At 72.2% G+C, this 25,276-nt stretch carries 16 protein-coding genes, 1 tRNA gene and 2 pseudogenes; 14 read left to right on the forward strand and 5 right to left on the reverse strand.

What is annotated here, in order from left to right; genetic code table 11:
* The first annotated feature begins 2 nt into the window (after positions 1–2).
* From M8J73_RS18610 to M8J73_RS18625, 4 genes are all read left to right on the forward strand, one after another.
* Positions 3–1,361: an ABC transporter permease gene (locus tag M8J73_RS18610; RefSeq protein ID WP_055537063.1), complete on the forward strand. Its 1,359-nt coding sequence runs from the start codon at positions 3–5 to the stop codon at positions 1,359–1,361.
* Entirely contained in the window at positions 1,358–2,203 is an 846-nt protein-coding gene (locus M8J73_RS18615; protein WP_055537062.1) for a carbohydrate ABC transporter permease, read from the forward strand. Before M8J73_RS18610 ends, M8J73_RS18615 begins: the two co-directional genes overlap by 4 nt.
* 299 nt (positions 2,204–2,502) lie before the next feature.
* Complete coding sequence (locus tag M8J73_RS18620; protein WP_249828822.1) at positions 2,503–6,768, forward strand: HAMP domain-containing hybrid sensor histidine kinase/response regulator; 4,266 nt, start codon at positions 2,503–2,505, stop codon at positions 6,766–6,768.
* Positions 6,769–7,009: 241 nt separating this feature from the next.
* The gene (locus tag M8J73_RS18625; protein WP_240500968.1) at positions 7,010–9,397 is read left to right on the forward strand and encodes a SpoIIE family protein phosphatase; all 2,388 of its coding nucleotides are present in this window, start codon (positions 7,010–7,012) and stop codon (positions 9,395–9,397) included.
* 527 nt (positions 9,398–9,924) lie between these two features.
* On the opposite strand, the gene M8J73_RS18630 is transcribed toward M8J73_RS18625, so the two are convergent.
* Positions 9,925–10,773 carry a helix-turn-helix transcriptional regulator gene (locus M8J73_RS18630; protein WP_249828823.1) on the reverse strand — a complete coding sequence of 283 codons (849 nt, stop codon included), beginning with the start codon at positions 10,771–10,773 and terminating at the stop codon, positions 9,925–9,927.
* A 135-nt stretch (positions 10,774–10,908) separates the two neighbouring features.
* Here M8J73_RS18630 and M8J73_RS18635 point away from each other — a divergent pair, with 135 nt between their 5' ends.
* The 6 genes and pseudogenes from M8J73_RS18635 to M8J73_RS18660 all read left to right on the forward strand — a co-directional run bounded on the left by M8J73_RS18635 (position 10,909) and on the right by M8J73_RS18660 (position 16,417).
* The gene (locus M8J73_RS18635) at positions 10,909–11,763 is read left to right on the forward strand and encodes an NAD-dependent epimerase/dehydratase family protein (RefSeq protein WP_055537057.1); all 855 of its coding nucleotides are present in this window, start codon (positions 10,909–10,911) and stop codon (positions 11,761–11,763) included.
* A 122-nt stretch (positions 11,764–11,885) separates the two neighbouring features.
* Positions 11,886–11,996: pseudogene (locus M8J73_RS45760) on the forward strand (DUF6247 family protein); the annotation flags it as partial.
* Between the two features lie 463 nt (positions 11,997–12,459).
* Positions 12,460–12,819 carry an STAS domain-containing protein gene (locus M8J73_RS18645; protein WP_055537055.1) on the forward strand — a complete coding sequence of 120 codons (360 nt, stop codon included), beginning with the start codon at positions 12,460–12,462 and terminating at the stop codon, positions 12,817–12,819.
* A complete protein-coding gene (locus M8J73_RS18650; RefSeq protein WP_055537054.1) occupies positions 12,816–13,745 on the forward strand; it encodes an anti-sigma factor RsbA family regulatory protein in 930 nt (309 codons plus the stop codon). The genes M8J73_RS18645 and M8J73_RS18650 overlap by 4 nt, the downstream gene beginning before the upstream one ends.
* Positions 13,746–13,973: 228 nt before the next feature.
* Complete coding sequence (locus tag M8J73_RS18655; RefSeq protein ID WP_240500965.1) at positions 13,974–14,954, forward strand: LacI family DNA-binding transcriptional regulator; 981 nt, start codon at positions 13,974–13,976, stop codon at positions 14,952–14,954.
* Between the two features lie 221 nt (positions 14,955–15,175).
* Positions 15,176–16,417, forward strand: coding sequence for a DUF418 domain-containing protein (locus tag M8J73_RS18660; protein WP_240500963.1), 1,242 nt, complete (start codon positions 15,176–15,178; stop codon positions 16,415–16,417).
* 160 nt (positions 16,418–16,577) lie between these two features.
* Here the strand turns inward: M8J73_RS18660 and M8J73_RS18665 are convergent, their stop codons facing one another.
* From M8J73_RS18665 to M8J73_RS18675, 3 genes are all read right to left on the reverse strand, one after another.
* Positions 16,578–17,684 (reverse strand): SGNH/GDSL hydrolase family protein, encoded by a 1,107-nt coding sequence (locus M8J73_RS18665; RefSeq protein WP_055537051.1) that lies wholly within the window; start codon positions 17,682–17,684, stop codon positions 16,578–16,580.
* 123 nt (positions 17,685–17,807) lie between these two features.
* Entirely contained in the window at positions 17,808–20,123 is a 2,316-nt protein-coding gene (locus M8J73_RS18670; protein ID WP_055537050.1) for a hypothetical protein, read from the reverse strand.
* Between the two features lie 3 nt (positions 20,124–20,126).
* Positions 20,127–20,198: transfer RNA gene (locus tag M8J73_RS18675), tRNA-Pro, on the reverse strand.
* 199 nt (positions 20,199–20,397) lie between these two features.
* Between M8J73_RS18675 and M8J73_RS18680 the strand changes: the two genes are divergently transcribed.
* Positions 20,398–21,240, forward strand: a complete 843-nt coding sequence (locus M8J73_RS18680) for a class I SAM-dependent methyltransferase (protein ID WP_249828824.1) — start codon at positions 20,398–20,400, stop codon at positions 21,238–21,240.
* Between the two features lie 71 nt (positions 21,241–21,311).
* Here M8J73_RS18680 and M8J73_RS18685 read toward each other — a convergent pair whose 3' ends face one another.
* The gene (locus M8J73_RS18685; protein ID WP_055542689.1) at positions 21,312–21,674 is read right to left on the reverse strand and encodes an STAS domain-containing protein; all 363 of its coding nucleotides are present in this window, start codon (positions 21,672–21,674) and stop codon (positions 21,312–21,314) included.
* 212 nt (positions 21,675–21,886) lie between these two features.
* Between M8J73_RS18685 and M8J73_RS18690 the strand changes: the two genes are divergently transcribed.
* The 3 genes and pseudogenes from M8J73_RS18690 to M8J73_RS18700 all read left to right on the forward strand — a co-directional run bounded on the left by M8J73_RS18690 (position 21,887) and on the right by M8J73_RS18700 (position 25,266).
* Entirely contained in the window at positions 21,887–22,333 is a 447-nt protein-coding gene (locus M8J73_RS18690; RefSeq protein ID WP_055542692.1) for an ATP-binding protein, read from the forward strand.
* A gap of 118 nt (positions 22,334–22,451) precedes the next feature.
* Positions 22,452–23,687 carry a PP2C family protein-serine/threonine phosphatase gene (locus M8J73_RS18695; protein WP_055542688.1) on the forward strand — a complete coding sequence of 412 codons (1,236 nt, stop codon included), beginning with the start codon at positions 22,452–22,454 and terminating at the stop codon, positions 23,685–23,687.
* A pseudogene (locus M8J73_RS18700) lies at positions 23,684–25,266 on the forward strand (FMN-binding glutamate synthase family protein). Before M8J73_RS18695 ends, M8J73_RS18700 begins: the two are co-directional and overlap by 4 nt.
* Positions 25,267–25,276: the final 10 nt, after the last annotated feature.

Consider the following 25,276-nt stretch of genomic DNA (forward strand, 5'->3'; position numbering starts at 1 on the left):
CGATGACCGCCACTGCCACGAAGGTGGCCGTTCCCCCCGCCGCCGAGCCCGCCGTGCGTCAACGGCGCGCCCGGCGGCGGGGCCGGATCGTCGCCCTCCTCTTCGTCTTCCCCGCCCTGCTCCTGCTCGGCGCGCTCGTCGTCTACCCCGTGCTGTTCTCCGTGGGCCGCAGCCTCTTCGACGCCAGCGGCACCCGGTTCGTCGGCGGCGAGAACTACACCGAGATGTTCCGCGACCCGGCCACCCTCAAGGCGGTCCGCAACACCGCGATCTGGGTCGTCGTGGCGCCGGCCCTGCTGACCGGGCTCGGGCTGATCCTCGCGGTGCTCGTCGAGAAGGTCCGCTGGGCCACCGCCTTCAAGCTGCTCCTCTTCATGCCGATGGCCGTCTCCTTCCTCGCCGCCGGCATCATCTTCCGGCTCGCCTACGACGAGGACCCCGACAAGGGCGTCCTGAACGCGGCGGTGGTCGGCGTCCACGACGCCTTCCGGGGCTCCTCGTCGTACCCGACGGCCCGCGCCCGTGACGGACAGGGCCTCAGCGCGGGCGCCGACGGCTCCTACCGCACCAGCACCACGGTGTCACCCGGCGACACGGTCTCCCTCGGCCTGGTCGGCGTCGCGCCCAAGGACCTGCCCGAGGGCGCCCGACCGGCCCGTACGGCGGCCGCCCGTGAGGCCGCCCCCGGCGAGCTGCGCGGTGTCGTCTACCTCGACTTCACCCGCGGCGGGGGCGGAGAGCCCGGCCGGGTCGACCCCGAGGAGAGCGGACTGCCCCGGATGACCGTCCAGGCGGTGCGCGACGGGAAGACCATCGCGAGCACGACCACCGCGGCCGACGGCTCCTTCCGCTTCGCCGGCCTCGCCGACGGCACGTACACCGTCGCGCTGCCCGGCTCCAACTTCGCCCCGCCCTACGACGGCGTCTCCTGGCTCGGCCCGGCGCTCGTCACCCCCGCGATCATCGGCGCCTACCTGTGGATCTGGACCGGCTTCGCCATGGTGCTCATCGGGGCGGGCCTGTCCACACTGCCGCGGGACACGCTGGAGGCGGCGCGGATGGACGGCGCCAACGAGTGGCAGGTGTTCCGGCGGATCACCGTGCCCCTGCTGGCGCCCGTGCTGACCGTGGTCTTCGTCACCCTCGTCATCAACGTGATGAAGGTGTTCGACCTCGTCTACATCATCGCGCCCGGACCCGTGCAGGAGGACGCGACCGTGCTGGCCACCCAGATGTGGCTGGTGTCCTTCGGCGGCGGCAACAACCAGGGCCTGGGCAGCGCCCTCGGGGTCCTGCTCCTGCTGCTGGTGATCCCGGCCATGGTCTTCAACGTCCGTCGATTCCGAGGGAGTCAGCGATGAATCTCGGCGCGCTCCGGCGCGGACTGGGCAACAGCCTGGTCCAGGCCTTCCTGGTGGTCATCGGGCTGATCTGGCTCACCCCGCTGGCCGGACTGCTCCTGTCGTCCCTGCGGTCCGCCGAGGACACCGCCAGGGGCGGCTGGTGGACGACGTTCACCAGTCCCGGGCAGCTGTCCTTCGACAACTACGCGGCGCTGCTGGAGAACGCGGGCATCACCAAGGCGTTCTGGAACACCGTGCTGATCTCCGTCCCCACGACGGTGCTCGTGGTGGTGATCGCCGCGCTCGCCGGGTACGCCTTCGCCTGGCTGGACTTCCCCGGCCGTGACACGCTGTTCCTGCTGGTGGTCGCTCTGCTGGTGGTGCCGGTGCAGATCGGTCTGCTGCCGGTGGCGAAACTCTTCGGCCAGCTCGGGCTGTTCGGCACGATCCCGGGTGTCGTCCTCTTCCATGTCTCCTACGGGCTGCCGTTCGCCGTGTTCCTGCTGCGCAACTACTTCGCGGAGATCCCGAAGGAGATGCTGGAGGCGGCCCGGATGGACGGGGGAACCGAATGGCGCATCTTCACCCGGCTCGTCCTGCCGGTGGGACGGCCGGCGATCGCGAGCCTCGCCATCTTCCAGTTCCTGTGGGTGTGGAACGACATGCTGGTGGCGCTGCTGTTCGCCGACAGCGCCTCCCAGCCGCTGACGGTGGAGCTCCAGTCGCAGATCCGTCAGTTCGGCAGCAACATCGACGTGCTGGCGCCGGGCGCGTTCCTGTCGCTGATCGTGCCGGTGGTCGTGTTCTTCGCCTTCCAGCGGCACTTCGTGCAGGGGGTCATGGCCGGGTCGGTCAAATAGCGCCCCGAGGCCGCCGGCGGCGCGCCCATGGCGCCGACCGGACGGCCGGGCCTAACCACCCCGAGTGCCCCTTGTTCTTCGATGTATGCCCCTCGGTGCGGGGTCTTTTCGTGACGGCCGAGATCTCCGTAGGAGGCTTTGGCCGTGGCGCGACCATTGAGTTAACCTTCACCGGATTTTCCCATCCGGCTCATCCGTGAACTGCGGAAATGCCGAGGAGGAGCGGGCCTCGCCAGGGGCCCGGCGCGGGTTCCGAGTCCTCGGGGTGAGGGCTCTTGGGGAGCGGAACGAGGGTGCGCATGAGCGGCAAGACGATCGAGGCCACCGACCGGGCCCCGGGCGAGCAGGAACTGCGCCAGTTGCTGGCCGGACTGACCGCCGTACGGGACGGAGACTTCGGCACCCGGCTGCCGTCCGACGGCGACGGTCTGCTGGGTGACATCGCCACGGTCTTCAACGGCATGGTGGACCAGCTGTCCGTGTTCACCTCGGAGGTCACCCGCGTCGCGCGCGAGGTCGGCACCGAGGGCACGCTCGGCGGTCAGGCCGAGGTGCCGGGGGTCTCGGGCACCTGGGCGGACCTGACCGACTCGGTCAACGCCATGGCCGGCAACCTGACCACCCAGGTGCGCGACATCGCCCAGGTGGCGACGGCGGTCGCCAAGGGCGACCTGTCGCAGAAGATCGACGTTCCCGCGCGCGGCGAGATCCTCCAGCTGAAGGAGACCGTCAACACGATGGTCGACCAGCTGTCGTCGTTCGCCGACGAGGTCACCCGGGTCGCCCGGGAGGTCGGCAGCGAGGGCCGCCTCGGCGGCCAGGCCCAGGTGCCCGGTGTCGCCGGCGTCTGGCGCGACCTGACCGACTCGGTCAACTTCATGGCGGGCAACCTGACCTCGCAGGTCCGCAACGTCGCCCAGGTGACCACGGCGGTGGCCCAGGGCGACCTCTCGCAGAAGATCACCGTGGACGCGCGGGGCGAGATCCTGGAGCTGAAGAACACCATCAACACGATGGTCGACCAGCTCTCCGGCTTCGCCGACGAGGTGACCCGCGTCGCGCGCGAGGTCGGAACCGAGGGGCGCCTCGGCGGGCAGGCCGACGTCAAGGGCGTCAAGGGCACCTGGCGTGACCTCACGGACTCCGTGAACTTCATGGCGGGCAACCTCACCGCGCAGGTCCGCAACGTCGCCCAGGTCGCCACCGCGGTGGCACAGGGCGATCTGTCGCAGAAGATCACCGTGGACGCGCGCGGGGAGATCCTGGAGCTGAAGAACACCATCAACACGATGGTCGACCAGCTCTCCGCGTTCGCCGACGAGGTCACCCGCGTCGCCCGCGAGGTCGGCACCGAGGGCAACCTCGGCGGCCAGGCGATCGTCCGGGGCGTCTCGGGGACCTGGAAGGACCTCACGGACAACGTCAACGTGATGGCGTCCAACCTGACCGGCCAGGTCCGCTCCATCGCCCAGGTCGCCACCGCCGTCGCACGCGGCGACCTCTCGCAGAAGATCACGGTCGAGGCCAAGGGCGAGGTCGCCGCCCTCGCGGACGTCATCAACACGATGGTCGACACCCTCTCCGCGTTCGCCGACGAGGTCACCCGCGTCGCGCGCGAGGTCGGCACCGAGGGACGCCTCGGGGGCCAGGCGCACGTGCCGAACGTCGCCGGCACCTGGAAGGACCTCACCGACAACGTCAACTCGATGGCCAACAACCTCACCGGCCAGGTCCGCAACATCGCCCTCGTGACCACCGCCGTCGCCAACGGCGACCTGTCGAAGAAGATCGATGTCGACGCGCGCGGGGAGATCCTGGAGCTGAAGACCACCATCAACACGATGGTCGACCAGCTGTCGTCGTTCGCCGCCGAGGTCACCCGCGTCGCCCGCGAGGTCGGCAGCGAGGGCCGGCTCGGCGGGCAGGCCGAGGTCGAGGGCGTCGAGGGCACCTGGAAGCGGCTGACGGAGAACGTGAACGAACTCGCCGGGAACCTCACCCGCCAGGTCCGCGCGATCGCCGAGGTCACCAGCGCCGTCGCCGAGGGCGACCTGACCCGGTCCATCACGGTCGAGGCGTCGGGCGAGGTCGCCGACCTCAAGGACAACATCAACTCCATGGTGGAGTCCCTGCGGGAGACCACGCGGGCCAACCAGGAGCAGGACTGGCTGAAGACCAACCTCGCCCGGATCTCCGGCCTCATGCAGGGCCACCGCGAGCTGCCCGTCGTCGCCGAACTCATCATGGACGAACTCTCGCCGCTGGTCTCGGCGCAGTACGGCGCCTTCTACCTCGCCGAGGACACCGAGCGCGGCCCCGAGCTGCGGCTCGTCGGCTCGTACGGCTACCCCGACGACACCGACCGGCCCGACCGCATCCCCGTCGGGCGCTCCCTCGTCGGGCAGGCCGCGCGCAACCGCCGGCCCATCAGCGTCGAGGAACTGCCGCCGGGCTACGTCACCATCTCCTCCGGCCTCGGACAGGCCGAGCCCAGCGCCCTGGTGGTGCTGCCCATCGTGGTCGAGGACCAGGTCCTCGGCGTCATCGAACTGGGCTCCGTCACCCGCTTCACCCAGATCCACCAGGACTTCCTCGCCCAGCTGATGCCCACCATCGGCGTGAACCTCAACACCATCGTGGCCAACGCCCGCACCGACGAACTGCTGGACGAGTCCCAGCGGCTCACCGCGGAACTCCAGGCCCGCTCCGCCGAGCTGCAGGTGCAGCAGGACGAACTCCAGCGCTCCAACGCCGAACTGGAGGAGAAGGCGTCGCTGCTCGCCTCGCAGAACCGCGACATCGAGGCCAAGAACCTGGAGATCGAACAGGCCCGGCAGGAACTGGAGACCCGCGCCCAGGAACTGGCGCTCGCGTCCAAGTACAAGTCGGAGTTCCTGGCCAACATGAGCCACGAACTGCGCACCCCGCTCAACAGCCTGCTGATCCTCGCCCAGCTGCTCGCACAGAACCCCTCCCGCAACCTCACCCCCAAGCAGGTCGAGTACGCGGGCATCATCCACTCGGCCGGCTCGGACCTGCTCCAGCTGATCAACGACATCCTCGACCTGTCGAAGGTCGAGGCCGGCAAGATGGACGTCACCCCCGAACGGGTCCCGCTGCGCAAGCTGCTGGAGTACGTCGAGGCGACGTTCCGGCCGATGACGACGCAGAAGAGCCTCGACTTCACGGTGGCCACCGCCCCCGGCACACCGGCCGACCTGCTCACCGACGACTCCCGGCTGCGGCAGATCCTGCGCAACCTGCTCTCCAACGCGGTGAAGTTCACCGAACAGGGCGGGGTCGAACTGCGCATCGAGCCCGCCGCCGACCGGGAGGTGCCCCTCGGCGTCCTCCGCGGCGGCCCCGTCGTGGCCTTCCGGGTGAAGGACACCGGCATCGGCATCCCCCAGCAGCAACTGGAGGCGATCTTCGGCGCGTTCCAGCAGGCCGACGGCACCACCAGCCGCAAGTACGGCGGCACCGGTCTCGGCCTGTCGATCACCCGGGAGATCGCCCATCTGCTGGGCGGCGCCGTCACGGTCGACAGCACACCCGGTCAGGGCAGCACCTTCACGCTCTACCTCCCCGTGGCGCGCGACGACTTCGAGGACGTGCTCGCGGGCGGCGCCCGGCCCGTGGAGCAGTCGGACACCGCCGAACTCCCGCCGGCCACCCGCCCGGACACCACTCCCACCGTGACGGCGGAACGGCGCAGGCGGCGCCTCCTCGTCGTCGAGGAACGGCCGCGCGGGCTGCTGACCCTCGTCGCCGAACGCGCCGTCGCGGACATCGCGCCCGACCCCGACGACCCGCTCGGCGCCATCGACATCATCACGGCGGTGGGAGCGCAGGAAGCGGCGAGCACCCTGGCCGCCGACCCCTGCCACTGCGTCGTCCTGGAACTCGGCATGCCCGACGGCGAGGGCGCCCGGCTGCTGGAGGCCATGGAGGGCGACTCGGCGCTCGCCAGCGTGCCCGTCCTCGTGCACACCGGACACCGTGTGGACCTCGCGCAGGAGCAGACGCTGCGCTCCCGCGCGGAGAGCCGCCCGCTGGACTTCCTGTCCAGCCTCGACGAACTGCGCGAACGGATCACCCTGCACCTGTCCGCCGAGGAGCCGGGCGACGTGCTCTCCCTGGTCCGGGGCGACGACCTCCAGCGCCCGGCCGCCGAGGTCGTCGACGACGCCTTCCTCGGCCGTACCGTGCTCGTGGTCGACGACGACGCGCGCAACCTCTTCGCCCTCAGCGGGGTCCTCGAACTGCACGGCTTCCAGGTCCTGCACGCCGACAACGGCCGCACGGGCATCGAGATGCTGCTCGCCCACCCCGAGATCTCGCTCGTCCTGATGGACGTGATGATGCCGGAGATGGACGGGTACACCGCGACCGCGGAGATCCGCGCGATGGACCGGTACGCCGAACTGCCCATCATCGCCGTCACCGCCAAGGCCATGCCCGGCGACCAGGAGAAGAGTCTCGCGTCGGGCGCCAACGACTACGTCACCAAGCCCGTCGACACCAACGACCTCATCGGCCGCGTCCGACGCTGGCTGTCCACGTGACGGGCAACCGCCCCGCCGCGCGCACCAGCCGACCGCCTGGCGTCCCCGGACGCCCGAGCCCAGGAACAGGCCAACCGTGAGCAACCTCCAGCAGCCCACAGACCCGCCGGACCTCGGCGCCCCGACGAGCGAGCCGTCAGCCGACGACCGGGCGGCGGGCACCGATCTGCTCGCCGTCGGCCGGACCGCCGGGACGACCGTCGCCCGGACCCCCGCCGACCCGGCCCCGGACGGTGACGCGGTGGCCGTCACCGGCCCGGGCGAAGGCGAAGAGGACGGCACAGGACAGTCCTCCCCGGTCGGACGGCTCGCCGCGACCGTCGAGCGCCTGCGCCGCGAGGTGCAGGCCGCCCAGGCTGAAGCCGACGGCCGCGCCCTGGTCGAGCTGGCCAAGGGCATCCTCGTCGAACGCCTGCACTGCGGGCCGGCCCAGGCGGCACGGCAGCTCGCCGAACTGACCGAACAGGCGGGCGTGACCCCCCTGGAGTTCGCCGTCGAGGTCATCAACCAGGCCTCGCGCGACCGGCTCTCGGAGATGACGACCGCGTTCCTCGCGACCACGGCGCACCGCGACGACACCACCGAGGCGGGGCGCGACTCCTTCGCCGTACGGCTGCGGACCGCCGAGAGCGGGGCGCTGGCCGCGGACGACGCGCAGGCCGTGGCCGACTCCCTGCTCGAACACGCCCTGACACCGCTCGGCGCGGAGGCCGTCGCCATCTGGGCGCTGGACGCCGACGGCTCCCTCACCCTGGCGGGCAGCGCCGGGTTCTCGGCGGCGGAGGCCGGCCGCTGGCGGTATGTGCCGCCGGGCGTGGCGACCGTGGCACGCCGCGGGCTCGGCGAGCGGACGGGCCAGTGGATCGGCTGTCTGTCGGAGACCGGGCTGCCGTCCATCGGCCGGCACCACCACCCCGACGGAGGCCGCGTAGCCCTCCCCGCGGGCACCGGCGGCCGTATCCACGGTGTGCTGGAGATCGTCTGGCCCACACCGCTGGAGCCCCAGCCCCCGCAGATCGTCCGCCAGGTGGAGGCGCTGGCCGAGCTGTGCGCACACACGCTGGAGACATACGTCCCGCGCCGGCCCGACGGCGACACCCGGCCCGGCGTCCTGCCGGCCGTCGCCGAACTGATGGACCTGGCCGACGGCCTCCACGACCCCGCGCTGGTGCTCGTCCCGCACCTGGACGCCGACGGGGAACTGGTCGACTTCCGCATCCACCACGTCAACCGGCGCTTCCTCGACCCTGCCGGCCGGCCCCGCGGCGTCGTCAACGGGGCCCTGCTGCTGGAGGCCTACCCGATGGCCGCCGGGGACAGCGAACTCTTCGGCCAGGTCGAACGGGTCTACGCCACGGGCGAGCCGTTCCGCGCCCACCGCATGCGGCTCACCGCGCTCGTGGACGACGTGCCGCTGGCCGCGGTCGCCGACGTCAACATCAGCCGCCACGGGGGCTGCGTCCTGCTCATCTGGCGGATAGAGGACGAGACGGCCCGTCTGGCGAGTCTGCTCCAGCACGCCCAGCGCCTCGGCCGCATCGGCGGCTTCGAGGAGAACCTCCTCACCGGCGAGATCACCTGGAACGGGCAGCTCTACAGCCTCTACGGCAAGCCCGCCGTCGGCGGCCCGGTCCCGCTGGAGGAGCTGCCCGCCCATGCCCACCCCGACGACGCCGTCGCCATCGGCAGGTTCCTGCGCACGTTGCTGCACCATCGCCGCCCCGCGTCCACGGCGTTCCGGCTCCAGCGGCCCGACGGAGTCACCCGGCACATCCGCGTGGTGGCCGAACCGGTCCTCGACTCCGACGGCCGGCTGTTCGTCGTACGGGGCGCCTACCAGGACATCTCCGCCCACCACTGGACGGAGGTCGCCCTCGCCGCGACCCGCGACCAGCTCGCCCACACCGAGCAGCAGGCGAGCGAACGCAACCGGCTGACCCTCCAGCTCCAGCACGCGATCATGCCTCCCGCGCAGGCCCCCCTTGAGGCCCCCGGGCTGCGGGTGGCCGTCCGCTACCGGCCCGCGGAGACGCAGAACCTGGTCGGCGGCGACTGGTACGACGCGGTCGTGCTGCCGTCCCGGCTGGTGCTGCTGTGCGTGGGGGACGTCGCCGGACACGGCATCGAGGCGGCCACCAGCATGGTCGTCCTGCGCAACGCGCTGCGCGGCCTCGCCGTGACGGGAGCGGGACCGGCCCAACTGCTGTCCTGGCTCAACATGGTGGCCCACCATCTCAACGGCGCCGTCACCGCCACGGCGGTCTGCGGCCTGTACGACCCCGAGGTCCGCACCCTGCGCTGGGCGAGGGCCGGCCATCTGCCACCCGTCCTGGTGCGCGACGGCGAGGCGGCACCGCTGCCCCTGCTCAAGGGCCTGCTGCTCGGCGCCGTGCCCGAGGCGACGTACGAGGAGCACGAACTCCAACTGGCCGTCGACGACACCTTGTTGATGTACACGGACGGTCTGATCGAACGCCGTGACCGTTCCGTGGAGGAGTCCCTGGCCCAGCTGCTGACGGCCGCGAGCACGGTCCCGCCCACGCTCGACCAGCAACTGGACCGCCTGCTCACCTACAGCAAGTCGGACACGGACGACGACACCTGCGTCGTGGGCGTCCGGGTGGACTAGGTCGAAGGTGGTGAGGAGCAGTCCTCTCGCTCTGCGGGGAGATCCGGATGACCTTTCGGGTTGCCTGGATCCCGTCGGTCCCGGGGTTCCGGACGTCCATGAGGACGACGTCGGGGCGCAGGTCCCCGGCGAGGCGTACGGCCCGCATGCCGTCCGCGGCTTCGCCGACCGGTGCCATGTCGGGCTGGGTCTCCTGGTCACGGGTGAGGGGGTCGCTGATCTCCTCCAAGTAGGCGAACGATTCCTCGGCATCTGACCACCTCGTACACCTACGAGGACGGCGCCGGCGGGCGGTTCACCAATGATCCGCTCACCAAGGACGAGGACGAATCCTGGTCCGACTGGCGCGGCCACCAGGTCCGCAGGCTGCATGATCACACGTCCTTGTGCACCGGATGGTCCGCCACGCGGCCGGCCGGTTGCGCACCCGCGACGTACCGCGGTCGTCGGCGGACCCGCGGGTACAGCTCCCGCAGCGCGTCGGCGTGCGTCTCGGCCGTACCCGCGGTCAAAACGCGCGCACGCGGTCAGGAGCTCGTCGGCGTCAGGTCCTGCAAGCCCACCACCCGCAGCAACTGCAAGCGCTCGGACGACTCCGTGCCCGGGCGGGCCGTGTGGATGACGAGTTGCTGGTTGTGGTCGGAGTTGAGGAGGACCTCGCAGTCGAGTTCGAGGATGCCGATCGCAGGGTGCCGGAAGCGCTTTGTGGTGGCGCGGCGTACGGCGACCTCGTGTTCGTCCCAGAGGCGGGCGAATTCCTCGCTCGCGGCGCGTAGTTCGGCGACGAGGGCGGCGGGTTCGGGGTCCGTGGGGCGGGCCGAGGCCACCGCTCGCAGGCCGGCGACCTGCTCGCGGGCGCGCTCCGGGCGGTCCTCGGGCGGGAACAGCTCCTGGACCGCCGGGTCCAGGAAGAAGCGACGGATCATGTTGCGTCCTCGGGGCGGGCGGGCGAGGACGTCTCCGCTCAGCGCCCGCGACAGCGCGTTCTGGGCCAGGACCTCGCCGCAGTCGGTCACCACCATCGCCGGGGTGTCGTGCAGCCGGTCCAGCACCAGGAGCAGGCCCGGGCGCACGTGCGTGCTGGTCGCCTCCCGGCGCGGCGGCTCTTCACCGGTGAGGTGGAAGAGGTGGTCGCGTTCGTCCTCCGTCAGGCGCAGGGCGCGGGCCAGCGCGGTGAGCATCTGGCGGGACGGGCGCGGGCCCCGGGACTGTTCCAGCCGCGTGTAGTAGTCCACGGACATGCCGGCCAGCTGGGCCACCTCCTCGCGGCGCAGCCCCGGCGTACGGCGGCGGGCTCCGGCCGTGAGACCCACGTCGGAGGGGCCCAGGCGGGCGCGAGCGCGGCGCAGGAAGTCGGCGAGGTCGGCTCGGTTCACCTCTCCAGGGTGCGGGAGGCCGGCCGGCTTATCCAGGGACTTGCGATCCCCTGATGAGGAGGTCTCTCCCGGTCGTCCCCGCGTCCACCGAGGCTGGTCACCGACGACAGCGACACAGTGCGTGAGGAGCACATCATGCTGACTTTGGTGACCGGTACGACGGGACAGATCGGACGCCGCTTCGTGCCGAGGCTGCTGGTCCAGCGGCAGCCGGGCGAGCAGGTGCGAGTCCTGGTGCGGGACGCGGCCCGCGGCGAGCGCTTCGCGGAGCTGGGCGCCCAGGTCGCCGTAGGAGACATGCGCGATGAGGAGACACTCGGCAAGGCGCTCGCCGGCGTGGACGCCGTCGTGAACGTCGCCGCCTCCTTCCGCGGGGTGCCGGACGAGGAGGCGTGGGCCGTCAACCGGGACGCCGCGGTGGCCCTCGGCCGCGCCGCGCAGGCCTCCGGCGTGGAGCGGTTCGTGCAGGTCAGCACGGGCAATGTGTACGGCGTCGGACGGGGCCGCCCGCTGACCGAGGCGGACGAGAGCCGACCGGGCGGCGAGATGTGGGGCGCCTACCCCGAGTCCAAGGCCGAGGCCGAGCGCGAACTGCTCGCCCTCGAGGGCCTGGACGTACGCATCGGACGGCTCCCCTTCGTCTATGGCGAGGGCGACCCGCACCTCGCCAACTCCTTGCATTGGGCCGCCCGTTGGGCGCCGCACCAGCGCCTGCAGATGGCCCACCACGCGGACGTCGCCCAGGGCCTGATGCGTCTGTTGTACGCGCCGGGCATCGCCGGCCGGATCTACAACATCGCCGATGACGCCCCCGTCACGACGGTCGAGCTGTACCAGCTCAACGGCGTCGAGGCGCCCGCCGGGCTCCAGGAGCTCACGGACCCCGACCCGTGGTTCGGGATCATGTCCAACCAGCGGATCCGCCGGGAGCTCGGCTTCCGGCCGATCTACCCGAGCGTCTGGACGGCCCGGGACGCCGGAGCCCTGTGACGATCACTGCGCCCGGCCACCACCAGGTGCAGCACCCGGTAGCCGCCTAGGTACGTCACGATCGGCGCAGGGCGGGCGCCGCGACCTGCGGCAGCGCGTTCACCACGTTGATCACGCCTGGTCTGCTGGTGACGTCAGACCGCGCGCCCGTCACACCGTACGCCCCAGCGCCGGGCGCTCCGGCCGAACTGCTCGCCCAGCTGCGCGCCGGCACTCGCGCGGAGCGGTGGGTGCACCGTGGTCCGACTCTTTTCGACGGTGATGCTCGCCGTGGACGGGGTGTACGCGACGGCGGAGCCCTGTCCGATCCAGTCACCGGCCTCGCTGGTGTGGTGGTAGGCGGTCACGGCCCAGGGCGTACCGTCGGCCGCCGCGGCGGGCTGCGCCACCTCCGCGGTGAGTCCGAGCGCGACGGCCACGCCCGTCAGGGCGCCGAGTAAGCGGCGCCACCGTCCTGTGCGGGAGCACGGTTGTTCCCCCTCCGCCGGTCGACCGTCCCACCGGGCGCTCGAACCCCTGTGTCCATGACAGGCGCTGGACTGTCCCGAAAGCCCACCCGTAAACGCCGGACACGCCAGCAGGTCCGGCCGACGGGCGGGTTATACGATGACGTGTCTTGAGGTCAGTCGTTTCCGGGGACGCGGTGAGCGGCGACAGGGGAGCGTCGCCCCCCGGTACCCGACACAGGGAGGGATCGTGGATGCCGCCGACGGCGAGGACGAGAGGGCACCGGCACCGCGGCCCGGGGGCTCCGCGCTGGAGATCCGTTCGCTGTCCGGCCGCCCCGGTATCCGTGCCGCTGGAGAGATCAACGTGATCACCCGTTCATCCTGGGAACAGGCCCTGAAGAAGGTGGCGAGCACCCATGGCGACATCTCCCACGTGGAGTTGTCGGGGCTGATGTCCATCGACGTGGGCGGCGCGGCGGTGCTGGCGGTCACCGCGCAGCGACTGACCACCGGCCGTATCGTCGTGCACCGTCCGCCGCCGGAGCTGACGCGCATCCTCGAGCTGTTCTGGCCCGGCCTCGCGACGATCGAGGTGGCGGAGCGATGACCACGACCGCCCACAGAGGACCTTTCGCGCACCCGGCGCTGTTCTACCGCGGTGAGGAGCAGTACCTGGCGGGCACCGTGCCGTTCCTCCGGGACGGTCTGGCCGCCGGGGAGGCCGTCGCGGTCGCCGTACCGGGCCCCCGCCTCGCCCTCGTCGAGGCCGGGCTGGGCGCCGACGCCGCCGGTGTCGAGTTCCTCGACATGACGCGGGCGGGCCGCAACCCCGGGCGGATCATCCCCGGCGTCCTGCGTGCCTTCGCCGACGCCCACCCGGGCGGCCGGGTGAGGATCATCGGGGAGCCGATCTGGGCCGGCCGCTCGGCGGCGGAGTACCCGGCGTGCGTCCAGCACGAGGCCCTCATCAACGCGGCCTTCGAGGGCCGTGCGGTGACGATCCTCTGCCCGTACGACGCGGACGCCCTGACCCCGGCGGTGCTCGACGACGCCCGCGCCACGCATCCCGTCGTCATCGACTCCGGTGTCGAACGGCCCAGCGCCGCCTACGCGCCCGAGCAGGTCGTCGCCCGCTACAACGAGCCCCTCACCGGCCCGCCCGGAGCGGCGGCTCTGCCGTTCGACGCGGAAGCGCTGCCGTGGGCCCGCGCGTTCGCGGTGCGGGAGGCCCGCCGGCTCGGCCTGGCGGAGGCGCGGATGCAGGATCTGACGCTGGCGGTCGCGGAGCTGACCACCAACTCCGTGGTGCACGGCGGTGGATCGGGGACGCTGCGGATCTGGGCCGAGGGCGAGCAGATCGTCTGCGAGGTCCACGACTTCGGGCGGCTGACCGACCCCCTGGCCGGCCGCAGACCCCCGGCACGCGACCAACTGGGCGGACGCGGTCTGCTGCTGGTCCACCACATCACCGACCTCGTCCGCCTCCACACGGCACCCGACGGCACCACCGTCCGCTTCCACCTCGACCGCTGACCGCCGGCCGTTGACCGCCGGCCGCTGACCGTCGGCTGCCGGCTGCCGGCTGCCGGCCGTCGGCGGGGCGCGGCCGCTGCGCGCCGGACGATCGCCGGTTCCCGGGCCCCAGGTGCCAGAATGGCGGGGCAGCAGGCCAGGGGAGGGGAGAGGGCGACCGTGCCGGACAACCGAGCGGATCAACCTTCGACGGAGGACCACGGGGCGCGCGGCGAGGGACCGGCATCGGTGACGATCGCGTACATCGCCGAGTCCGCGGGCGTCTCTGTACCCACCGTGTCGAAGGTGCTCAACGGCCGGTCCGGGGTGTCGGACGAGACACGGGCCCGCGTGGAGCAGCTGATCCACCAGCACGGCTACCGCAAGCTGCCCAAGAACCGCAGCAATCTCGTGGAGCTGGTGTTCCGCGAACTGGAGAGCATGTGGGCCGTGGAGATCATTCGCGGCGTCGAACGGGTCGCCCGGAAGAACCGGATCGGTGTGCTGGTGTCGGAGTTCGGGCTCCATGACACCTCCGGCATGACCATCGACGACACCGTCGGCCGACGCCCCCGCTGCGTCCTGTCGGTGGCCCAGCTCTCCGAGGCGGAGCGCGAGCAACTGAGGGCGCGGGGCATTCCGTTCGTCGTCTTTGACCCGATCGACGAACTGCCCGACGACGTGCCGTTCGTGGGCGCCACGAACTGGAGGGGCGGTCAGGCCGCGACCCGGCACCTCATCGGACTCGGACACCGGCGCATCGCGATGATCAGTGGGCCCGACCACGCCTTCTGCCTCGCCCGGCTGTCCGGCTACACGTCCGCACTCGCGGAGGCCGGCCTGCCGGCGGAACCCCGCCTGGTGGTCAGGACCCAGCTCACCCGTGAGCACGGGTACACGACCGCACGGGAGTTGCTGTCCCGGCCCGACCGGCCCACCGCCGTGTTCACCGCGAACGACATGCAGGCGGTCGGCGTCTACCAGGCCGCCCGTGAACTCGGGTTGCGCATCCCGGACGATCTCAGCGTGGTGGGCTTCGACGACGTACCGGCCGTGGCATGGATGGATCCGCCCCTGACCACCGTCCACCAGCCCCTCGCCGAGATGGCGACCGCCGCCACGGAACTGGCGCTCGCCCTCGGCCGCGGGGAGGAAGTGCCGCAGGTGGGACTGGAGCTCGCGACCACCCTGACCCTCCGGGAGAGCACGGCTCCGCCGAAGGAGCAGTGAGCCGGGCCGCCGGACGGCGGTCCGTGGTGCGGAGCGGTGCGTCGGGCGGTCCGCGGAGCGGTGTACCGGGCGGTCGCTCCATGCCTTCCTGAGTCATGTCCTCGTCACTCTCACGAAGGACGCCTCCCGCCAACCGGTGGGGAAGCGCCCTCCGGTCGGCAGGGGTGGCACGGCCGGTCGCCGGATACTCCACGGCCCGCGTTCTTTCCAGGCTTGGCGCCATGACACAGCACTCAGCCACCAAGCCGCCCCCGAGCATGACGCCGCCCCCGGCAGACGGCACGTCGCCGATACCCCGCTCGGCCGACCCCTCGCCCGGCGAGCGCGGCGAGCCCGGTGCGCCCGGCGTGGGCCGGCTGATCGGCCTGGACCTGGCTCGTGGCCTCGCCGTCTTCGGCATGTACGCGGCCCATGTCGGCCCCGACCCCAGTGAGGGCGGGGTGACCGGCTTCCTGATGGAGCTGGCCCACGGCCGCTCCTCCGCCCTGTTCGCGTTCCTGGCCGGGTTCGCCGTCGTGCTCATCACTGGGCGCAGCGTGCCGAAGACGGGCCGGGCGGGCCGCCAGGCCGTCGCCAAGGTGGTCATCCGGGCGGTGATCCTGCTGGCCGTGGGCACGGCGCTGACGATGTCCGGCACCCCGGTCGAGGTGATCCTCGCCTTCTACGGCGTGTACTTCCTCCTCGTCCTGCCGCTGTACCGGCTCGGCGCGGGTCCGCTCGCGGTGATCGCGGCGGGCACGGCGCTGGTGCTGCCGCAGGTGTTGTACGTGCTGCGGCAGACGGTCCTGGACAGCGGGGTCGGCCCGGAGGGCGGCTACGACGGGCCCGTCTCGCTGCTCTTCACCGGAAGCTACCCCGCGCTGACCTGGATTCCGTTCGTCATCGCCGGTATGGCCGTCGCCCGCCTCGACCTCACCGCCACTGCCGTCCGCGCACGGCTTGCGCTGGCGGGTGTCGCGCTGGCGGTCGTCGGCTACGGGGGCTCGTGGCTGGCGATCCATCTCGTGCCCGGCGCGTACGCGGCGATCGGCGCGTCCACCTGGGGCGGTGACCCCGGTGACCTGTGGTGGTCCGACACGGGCGGCTACCCCTTTGACAGCGCCCACGCGCTGCTGGTCGCCTCCCCGCACAGTGAGACGACCCTGTCGATCGTCGCCAGCACCGGGGTGGCGATCGCCGTCGTGGCCGGCTGCCTGTCCGCGATGGACGCCTTTCCCCGTCTGGGCCGTCTGGCGCGGCCGGTCGTCGCGGTCGGCTCGATGTCGCTGACGGCGTACGTTCTCCACATCGTCGGCATCCAGCTCCTGGGCATCGAGGAACTGCCGGGGTCCCCGCTGCACGTCCTCCTCGGCTTCATCGCGGCGGTGATGGTCTTCGCGACCGTCTGGTCGCGGTACGCCTCCCGCGGCCCGCTGGAGTGGCTGATGGCGAAGGCGACCGGCGTCGCACGGCACGTCCGGTGACGGCATCCGCCCACGGCGGCGGGCCGGGCCCCACCCCGGGGGCCCGTGACGATCGAGGTTCCCGGCGCGGGCCACGACGGGCCCTGAGGAGGCCGGTTCGGATGAGGCGGGGTGGCGTGCCGGGCGTACGCCACCCCGGTCCGGCCGGTGCGACGGAAGGTCAGCCGGCGGTCAGCGTGGTCCACTTCTGGTTGCTGCCGCCGTGGCAGTCCCACAGGTGGAGCTGGGTGCCGTCGGTCGTGGAGAAGCCCGGGACGTCCAGGCAGCGCCCGGAGGCGGGGTTGCGGTAGCCGCCGTCGTAGGGCTGCCAGACCTGGTTGGCGCCGCCGTGGCAGGTCCACAGCTGCACCTTGGTGCCGTTGGCCGTCCCACTGCCGGACACGTCGAGGCACTTGCCCAGGGAGCGCAGAGTGCCGTCGGTGTACGCGGACCAGACCTGGTTGGCGCCGCCGCCGCAGCTCCAGATCTGCACGGCGGTCCCGTCGGCGGTGCTCGCGCCGCTGACGTCGAGACACTTGCCGGCCATGCCCGACTCCACCCGCGCGGGCGCGGGAGCCGGGTTCCTCAGCCACCCGGCGCTGTCCGCGGTCCGCACGCCGCGGTGGAAGGCGTCCGCCATCTTCTGGTAGCCCGAGTCGTTGGGGTGCAGGGCGTCGACCAGGTCGGCCGTGGTGAGGGCGCTCATGTCCACGTACGCGACGTGCTTGCCCGCCGCCTGCGCGTCCCGCACGATCGTGGGGACGGCCTGGTTGTACGCGGCCCGGTACTGCTCCTCCGAGCCGCTGGTGGACACCACCAGGGAGGCCACGAGGACGGTCGCGTCGGGGGCGGCGGCGGTGATCCGGTCGACCAGCGACCGCAGTCGGGCCGTGGCCGTGGAGACCTGGTAGCTCTCGTTGAGGTCGTTGGTGCCGATGTGCAGGGTGACGACGTTGGGGCGGTAACGGGTCAGCGCGGCGTCGGTGAGTGCGGTGATCTGGTGGATCTTGAATCCGGAGTGGCCTTCGTTGTCGGGGTCGGACATCGACCCGGCGCGCCCGGTGCCCACGAAGTCCAGCGGGTGGCCGTCAGCGGCGAGCCTGTTCCACAACGGGGCCCGGTAGCCGTTGCCCGTACTGCTTCCGACGCCCCAGGTGATGGAGTCGCCCAACGGCATGACCCGCAAGGGGGTGGTCGGGGCGGCGGAGGCCGGGGTCACACCCGCCGCTGTCACTCCGAACGTGGCGGCGACCAGCGTGATCAGGGGAAGAATCCAGGACCGTCTCATGGGACGTATGGATACCACGCGATTACGTCCATGACATCCCATGGTTACAGGCAAATTGAGGATGGCTGAGCCCAACTGGTGCTCTACGCCGCCTATTCCGCCGCCCGCTGACTCATTGACATCCTATGTATGGGGCTCGTTCCGCATCCAATGACCATCGGCGCTCCACCCCAGCAGGCGTCGGGCCCGGCCCTCGTCCGCCGTCCCGTCGGCGTCGAAGGCGCCACCCTCTGCGATCAGGGTCAGGCCCGCCAGGGCCGGTGCCAACCGGGCCGCGACATGGGCCGGGTGACGGGTCGTCTCCTCGGGCAGCCCGGCGATCACCCGCCGCTGCTCCCCGGGCGGGCAGAGGGACAGGTGGAACAGCATCTGGCGCCAGGCGTACGCCGCGTCCTTGAGGGTGCCCAGGGGGCGCGGATTGTGATGGACGCGCGCTGTCAGCCGGCACACCGTCACGAAGCAGCGCCGCGCCAGGTCGGCCCAGCCCGGCCGCGGGGTGATGCCCACCGGCCCGACCAGCGTGGCCAGGTTGTGCGTGGTGAGGATCTGCGCCTGCTCGATCACCGTGCCGTTCGCGGCGACCGACCAGAACCCGGGCGGTGTCCCCGCGCGCTCGGCGCACAGGAGCGCGAAACCGGGGGACGTTCGGGCGCCGGAGGAGCGGGCCGGGGCCGGGCCGGACTCCGCGATCGCCAGATCGCGGATCGCCGCGTAGTCGACGCCGTAGTAGCGCTCGTACAGCGAGCCCCCGCCCAGCAGGTCGCCCGCGATCCGCGCCGCCGTGAGGAACTTCGGGCTGAACGCCCCCATGAAGATGTCCGCCGCCAACTCCTCCACGAACGGGGCGCCCAGGTCGCACCCGCGTCCCAGCTCACCCAGCTCACGGACCAGGGGGTTGGGCAGAAGGGTCCCCGGGAACGCCTGCACGGCCAGTTCGCCCAGCTGCCGCAGCACGGTGAGCGTGCCCTCGCCGTCCGCCCTGCCCACCACCGCGGACCGCTGCCCCGACACCGCCCGTACCCAGGGCAGTTCCTCCACGCGCACCTGCCGCTCCAGGTTGAGCAGCAGCAGGGAGCGGCGGTTGCGGAACGCCCGGTAGTGCGCCGTCATCAGCGCCCGCAGCGCCTCGTCCCGGTACGACCGCGCGGTGGTCGCCGCGACCAACTGCGGTACCAGTTCGGCCAGTACCTCGGCGGACGGGACCACGCCCCGCTCCACGAGGGTGCCGATCGGCGCACTCAGCGCGGACTCGACGACCCGGCCGATCACGGGCGGCACGGCGGCGCCGACGGGCAGCCCCGTCTCCCGGCCCTCCTCCTCGGTCACCGCGCGCAGGAGCGGGACGACATCGGTGACCCCGGTGTCCTGGGGGAGTACGGCGAGGCGGCGCAGCATCAACTGGGCCAGGGCATGGTGGGAGGGGAGGGCCGCCTGCCCCGCCTGGCCGCGGCGCAGCGCCGTGTGGGCGGGGGACCCGGGCAGACCGCGTCGCCGCACCATCGACTCCACCGCGTGCCGCAGCAGGCCGAGCCTGCGCACGTCCAGCGGCCGACCGGCGACGACCTCCTCCAGGGCGCCCCGCAGCACGCCCAGGTTCGACTTGGCGTTGCGGTGCTTGGTGCAGCGGGTGTGCTCCGCGGCGAGCCGCCGGTAGCGGTCGAGCAGCGTCGCACCGGCCGCCAGCCAGTCATCGTCCGGGGTGGCTTCGAGGACCCGGCCGTCCTGTGCGGTGCGCAGCCAGTGGGCGAGGAGTTCGTCGCCGAACGGCTGCCACACGGCGAGCGCCTCGCGCTGGGTCTCGACGGCCGCGTTTGGCCGCCGCCGGATCAGGGTGTCGACGGTGTCGGAGACGGTGTACCGGTGGACCGCCGTGGCGTCCGGTGCGGGGCCGTCCGCCGGGCGGGGCAGGAACCGCAGCCTGCCGGCGAACGGTTCCAGTTCCGCCGCGAGGTCGAGAGCCGCGTCCACTTCCTCGTGCCGCACCAGCCACGCCATGGTGAGCAGCGCCGCCTCCTCCGGGACGCCGATCTCGTAGTGGCCGCTGTCCAACAGGCCCCACAGCCAGGCCAGTCCGGGCTCGGTGAGGCAGTGGGCGAAGAGCGCGCGCCGCTCGGCGGGCGCCCCGAACCTCCGCGCGGCCTCGATCTCGTACGGCTGGAGCGGGCCGCCCGCGCTCGCGGTCCCGGTCGCGAAGCCGCCCCGCACGACCTCGGGGGTCGCCCAGGCGGGGAGGTCCGCGACCGGGTTGCGTGAACCGATCGTCAGCCGGCCCGCGGCCATCCCCGCGAGGACCTGCCGCCAGCGCTGCCCCCGCACCTCGGCCCGGCGCCGGGTGTCGGCGTCCTCGTGGGTCAGCCGGGTGGTGAAGGCCCTGGCCAGCTGGGCCGCCGCATAGGACGGCGCCGCGATGAGGTGCTGCTGCTCAGCGTTGTCGTTCATAAGCCGACGTGGCAGGTTCCGCCCCCGCGCCCTCCGGGTCCCGAGCCCGGCGCTCTACTGCTGAGCTACACGTCGATGACCGCAGAACCTAGACGCCGACCCGCACGCCGTACAACCGATTTCCATACGGTGCGGGACCGGCACCGTCCGGGTCCGATCGGCTCAGGCGCGGGCGCGCCTCGGCCGCGCACGCCGCCGCCCGGGGAGGATCGGTGCACCGGCGGCCTCGGTACGGCCGCACGTCCTCACCTCCCGTGCGAAGGGGCCCGGCACCATGGAACCCAGCGACGACCCGCTGTCGGGCGCCGGCCGCTACGGCGAGGCCGTCTTCCCTCCGGGGCGGGCGGGCGAGGGCGAGCGCATCGACTTCGGCGCGCTCGCCTACGACGACATCACCATGGCGCGGCTGCGGGCGCTCGGCGTCGGCCCCGGCTGGCGCTGCCTGGACGTCGGCGCCGGCACGGGCACGGTGTCCCGGCGGCTCCTGGAGGAGGCCCGGGTGGCGAGCGTGCTCGCCGTGGACCGCGACGTCCGTTTCCTCGGCGCCCGTACCGTGCCGGGACTCGACGTGCGGGAAGCCGACATCACCGCCCCCGACTTCGTGTCCGGCCGGTTCCGGCTCGTCCACGCGCGCTTCGTACTGATGCACCTGCCCGAGCGCGACCGCCTGATCCCGGCGTTGGCCGACCTCGTCGAACCGGGTGGCGTGCTGGTCCTCAGCGACGCGGTCGACCTGACCGGCGACCGGATGCCCGACACCCCCTACAGCCGGGTGATGCGGGCGATGTGGCAGGGGCTGCGGGCCACCATCGGGACCGATGTCTCGCGGGTGCCGTCGTATCCGCACCTGCTGCGGGAGGCGGGGCTCGGGCCCGTGGCCGCCGAGATCCATGTGCCGCCCTTGCTACCGGGCAGCCCCATCAGCCGCTTCTGGGCGGACACGTGGGAGCGGAGCAGAGCCGCGATGCTCGCCACGGGTCTCGTCGACGACACGGCCGTCGACGAGGCGGTCCGCTACCTGGGCTCCGAGGAATGCGCCGCGCTCTCGGCCGGCATGCTGACCGCCTGGGGCCGGAAGCCCGGAAACGGCCGGGGACCGGAGGGAGGCTCGCGGTAGCGAACGCCTTCCCCTGGCCATCCAGGGCACAGCCCCGTGGGGCAGACCGTCGTCCCGGACGCACCCGCGACTCACGCGGCGAGGGCCTCCTCGACGGTGGGATGACAGGCGATGACCTGGTCCAGGGCGACCAGGTGCAGGAGCCGCCGCACCGGGTCCCGGGCGCCGGCGATGCGGAGCCAGCCCTGTGCGCCGCTCACCTCGTGGTGGGCGGCGACGAGGACGTTGACGCCGCTGGAGTCCATGAAGGTCACCTCGCTGAGATCGACCACGGTCCGCGCGCCCGCGTCCCCGTCGGGCAGCAGGGCTTCGGTGAACCGCTCCCTGACCGTATGGTCGATCTCGCCGCGCAGCGTCACCACCCGGACGCCGTCGACGGAGGTGAGACCGATCGACAGCCGACCGGGACGGGCTGCTCCATGGGTGTCTGTCACCGCTCGTGTCCTCGACTGCTCGGCTGGTGGCTGCTCGGGGTTCCGACAGGATGTACTTCGACACCCTGCCACGATGGTACGGCGAACAGGTGTTCAATGCCTGGGTCGATCTCAGGGAGCATGTGAGTCATGGTGCGGGGTACGCGCAGGCAGGTGAACGGGGGATCAAAGTGGACCCGGCGGAATCAGTCCCTGACGGCGAGGGCGGTGTGATGCCCGACATCACTCCGATCCAGGACACCGTCGCCCTGGACGGCGACGGGTCCTGCATCGCCCAGGCGCGGCACAGCGCCGTCGACTTCCTCACCCGTGTCCAGGTCGAGCACGGCGTGCCGGTGTCCGCCCGCGCGATGGAACTGACCCAGCTGGTGGTCAGCGAACTCGTCACCAACGCGCGCAAATACGCCCCCGGTCCGGTGCTGATGGAGCTGCGTGTCTCCGGCGCGATGGTCGAGGTGGCCGTCTGGGACAGCGATCCCGTCCTCCCGGTGGCCCGGGCCGCCGACCCGGGCCGGGTCGGGCAGCACGGCCTGGAGATCGTCATGGCCGTCGCGCACGGCTTCGAGGCGCGGCGCGAACCGGTCGGCAAGCGCATCACCGTCCGCATCGCCCTGCCCGACGACCCCGCCGCCGACGTCACCGGCCGTGACACTCCGTAGGTGAAAATCCGCTCGAATCCCGCGCCGCGTCGGATCCTCGGACCGCGTGCCGTGTCGCACATCGGGTGATGTCGCGCAAACTCGGGGAAAAAGTTGCGGCAACCGACAGGAGGTTGTCGTGGAGTGTGGAGATCTTGAACTGGGCGAGTTGCTGGCCGCCGCGGAGGCGGCCCCGCCCGGGGAGTCCGTCGACGTGGTGGCTCGCGATCTGCAGAAGCGGTTCGGTGCGGAGCGGGTCTCCTTCCTGTTCGCCGACCTCATCGGCCGGCGGCTGGTACGCCTCGCCGCGCCCGGCGGTGACATCACGGACCACAGCGAGCCGATCGCCCTGCACGGCAGCGTCTACGACGGCGTGCTCCGCGGCCAGCGCCAACACGTGGAGCCGGACGGCCAGGACGGACTGCGCGTCGTCACGCCGGTCACCAACCGGGGCGACTGCATCGGGCTGCTGGAAGTGACCCTCCAGTCCGCCGACGACACCGCGCTGCGCCAGGTACGCGACGCGGCCCACGCGCTCGCCTACATCATCGTCACGGACCGCCGCTTCACCGATCTCTACCACCTGGGCCGGCGCACCACCGAGACCAGCCTCGCCGCCGAGATCCAGCACCAGCTGCTCCCCTCGGCGCCCTGCTGCGAGGCCGACCAGTTCACCCTCGCCGCCGGGCTGGTCCCGGCCGACGACATCGGCGGCGACACCTACGACTACACCCTCGACCGCGACACCCTGCATCTGTCCATCACCGACGCCATGGGCCACGACACGGACTCCGCCCTGCTGGCCACCCTGCTGATCGGCGCGCTCCGGCGGGCGCGTCGTGGCGGCTGCGACGCCGTCAAGCAGGCCGAACAGGCCCACCAGGCACTGCTGCGCCACAACTGCGGCCTGGCGACCGGCCAGTTGCTGTGCGTCGACCTCGACACGGGCGTCTGCGAACTGGTCAACGCCGGCCACCCCTGGCCCCTGCGGCTGCGCGACGGCACCGCCGAGGAGGTCCCACTCGCCGTCAACCTGCCGTTCGGCGTCGCCGCGCCCATCCCCTACCGCGCCCAAGAGCTGCGCCTGCGCCCGAAGGACCGGCTGATCCTGCTCACCGACGGCATGCAGGACCGCGGCGCCGCGGCCGTCGACCTGATCGCCCTCGTCCACGAGACCCGCGCCCTGCACCCGAGAGAAGTAGTACGCCGGCTGACCGGCGCGGTCCTCGACGCCTGCCGGGGCAACCTCACGGACGACGCCACGGTCGTGGTGCTCGACTGGCACGGCAACCGCCGCCGTCCCTCACCCGGAGCGACCAGTTCCCGCCCGGCCGCGTGCATGGCCGCCGGCGACCGGGCAACGCGGCAGACGTGACACGTCTCGGAATCGTCGTACTGACCCTGGTGACCGCCTGCCTGGCCACGGCGGCGGCGGTCGGGATCTCGCCCTGCTGGTGGATCGCCGCGTTCCCGCTCATCTGCACGGGTGTGCTGGGCGCGTGGGACCTCACCCAGCGCCGGCACTCCGTGCTGCGCGACTACCCCGTCCTCGGCCACGCCTGCTACCTCCTGGAGCGCGTACGCCCGGAACTCCAGCAGTACTTCGTCGAGCGGAACTTCGACGGGCGCCCCTTCGACCGGGACGTCCGCAGCATCGTCTACGAGAGGGCCAAGGGCACCGACGCGGAGGAGCCGTTCGGCACCGAACGCGACGTGTACCGGCCCGGCCACGAGTTCCTGGTCCCGTCGATGGCGCCGTGCCCGGTGCCGGACGACCCGCCGCGCGTACGGATCGGCGGCCCCGACTGCGGCCGCCCGTACGACATGGCCCTGCTCAACGTGTCGGCGATGAGCTTCGGCTCGCTGTCCGCCAACGCGGTCCTCGTGCTCAACGGGGGCGCGGCGGCGGGCGGGTTCGCCCACGACACCGGTGAGGGCGGCCTGTCCGAGTACCACCTGCGTCCGGGTGGCGACCTCGTCCGGGAGATCGGCACCGGCTACTTCGGCTGCCGCACCGAGGACGGCGGTTTCGACGCCGCCGAGTTCGCCGACAAGGCCGCCCACGACCACGTCAAGTGCGTGTCCCTGAAGCTGTCGCAGGGCGCCAAGCCCGGTATCGGCGGGGTGCTGCCGGGCGCCAAGGTGAACGCCGAGATCGCCCGGGTCCGCGACGTGCCCGTGGGGCGGACGGTCGTCTCACCGCCGTACCATCGCGTGTTCTCCACGCCACGTGAACTGGTGCGCTTCATCGCCCGTATGCGTGAGCTGTCCGGGGGCAAGCCCGCCGGGTTCAAGCTGTGCGAGGGTTCACGCCGGCAGTTCCTGGCCGTGTGCAAGGCCATGCTGGAGGAGGGCACGGCACCCGACTTCATCGTGGTCGACGGCGCCGAGGGCGGGACCGGCGCGGCGCCCCTGGAGTTCGTCGACCATGTCGGCACCCCCCTGACGGAGGGCGTGCACATCGTGCACAACGCCCTCGTCGGGGTGGGCCTGCGCGACCGGGTCAGGATCGGCGCGAGCGGCAAGATCGCCACCGGCACCGACCTGGTCGAACGCATGGTCCAGGGCGCGGACTACGGCAACGCCGCGCGGGCGATGATGTTCGCCGTCGGATGCGTCCAGGCACAGCGGTGCCACACCAACACCTGCCCCACGGGCGTCACGACCCAGGACCCCGCCGGGCCCGCGCCCTCGACGTCACCGACAGGACGGCGCGCGTCCGGCGCCACCAGGAGGCCACCGTGGCCGGCGCCCTGCAGATCATGGCGGCCATGGGGGTCACCGACCCGCGTCAGCTGCGCCCGCACATGCTCCGCCGACGCGTCGACGCCTGTACCGAGCGGTCCTACGCGGAGCTGAACGAGTGGCTCGCGCCGGGACAGCTGCCGGCCGAGCCGCCCGCCTCCTGGGCGGCCGACGGGCGGGCCGCGGACCCGGACCGCTTCACCGTCTGACCTGGAGGAC

The sequence above is a fragment of the Streptomyces neyagawaensis genome, from assembly GCF_023516595.1.
GTDB lineage: Bacteria > Actinomycetota > Actinomycetes > Streptomycetales > Streptomycetaceae > Streptomyces > Streptomyces neyagawaensis.

What these genes read in the sequence shown, in the direction of transcription:
- M8J73_RS18690 (WP_055542692.1), top strand. Translation starts at nt 21,887, where the DNA reads ATGCCCGACATCACTCCGATCCAGGACACCGTCGCCCTGGACGGCGAC.
- M8J73_RS18615 (WP_055537062.1), top strand. Translation starts at nt 1,358, where the DNA reads ATGAATCTCGGCGCGCTCCGGCGCGGACTGGGCAACAGCCTGGTCCAG.
- M8J73_RS18620 (WP_249828822.1), top strand. Translation starts at nt 2,503, where the DNA reads ATGAGCGGCAAGACGATCGAGGCCACCGACCGGGCCCCGGGCGAGCAG.
- M8J73_RS18635 (WP_055537057.1), top strand. Translation starts at nt 10,909, where the DNA reads ATGCTGACTTTGGTGACCGGTACGACGGGACAGATCGGACGCCGCTTC.
- M8J73_RS18670 (WP_055537050.1), bottom strand. Translation starts at nt 20,123, where the DNA reads ATGAACGACAACGCTGAGCAGCAGCACCTCATCGCGGCGCCGTCCTAT.
- M8J73_RS18660 (WP_240500963.1), top strand. Translation starts at nt 15,176, where the DNA reads ATGACACAGCACTCAGCCACCAAGCCGCCCCCGAGCATGACGCCGCCC.
- M8J73_RS18665 (WP_055537051.1), bottom strand. Translation starts at nt 17,684, where the DNA reads ATGAGACGGTCCTGGATTCTTCCCCTGATCACGCTGGTCGCCGCCACG.
- M8J73_RS18680 (WP_249828824.1), top strand. Translation starts at nt 20,398, where the DNA reads ATGGAACCCAGCGACGACCCGCTGTCGGGCGCCGGCCGCTACGGCGAG.
- M8J73_RS18610 (WP_055537063.1), top strand. Translation starts at nt 3, where the DNA reads ATGACCGCCACTGCCACGAAGGTGGCCGTTCCCCCCGCCGCCGAGCCC.
- M8J73_RS18650 (WP_055537054.1), top strand. Translation starts at nt 12,816, where the DNA reads ATGACCACGACCGCCCACAGAGGACCTTTCGCGCACCCGGCGCTGTTC.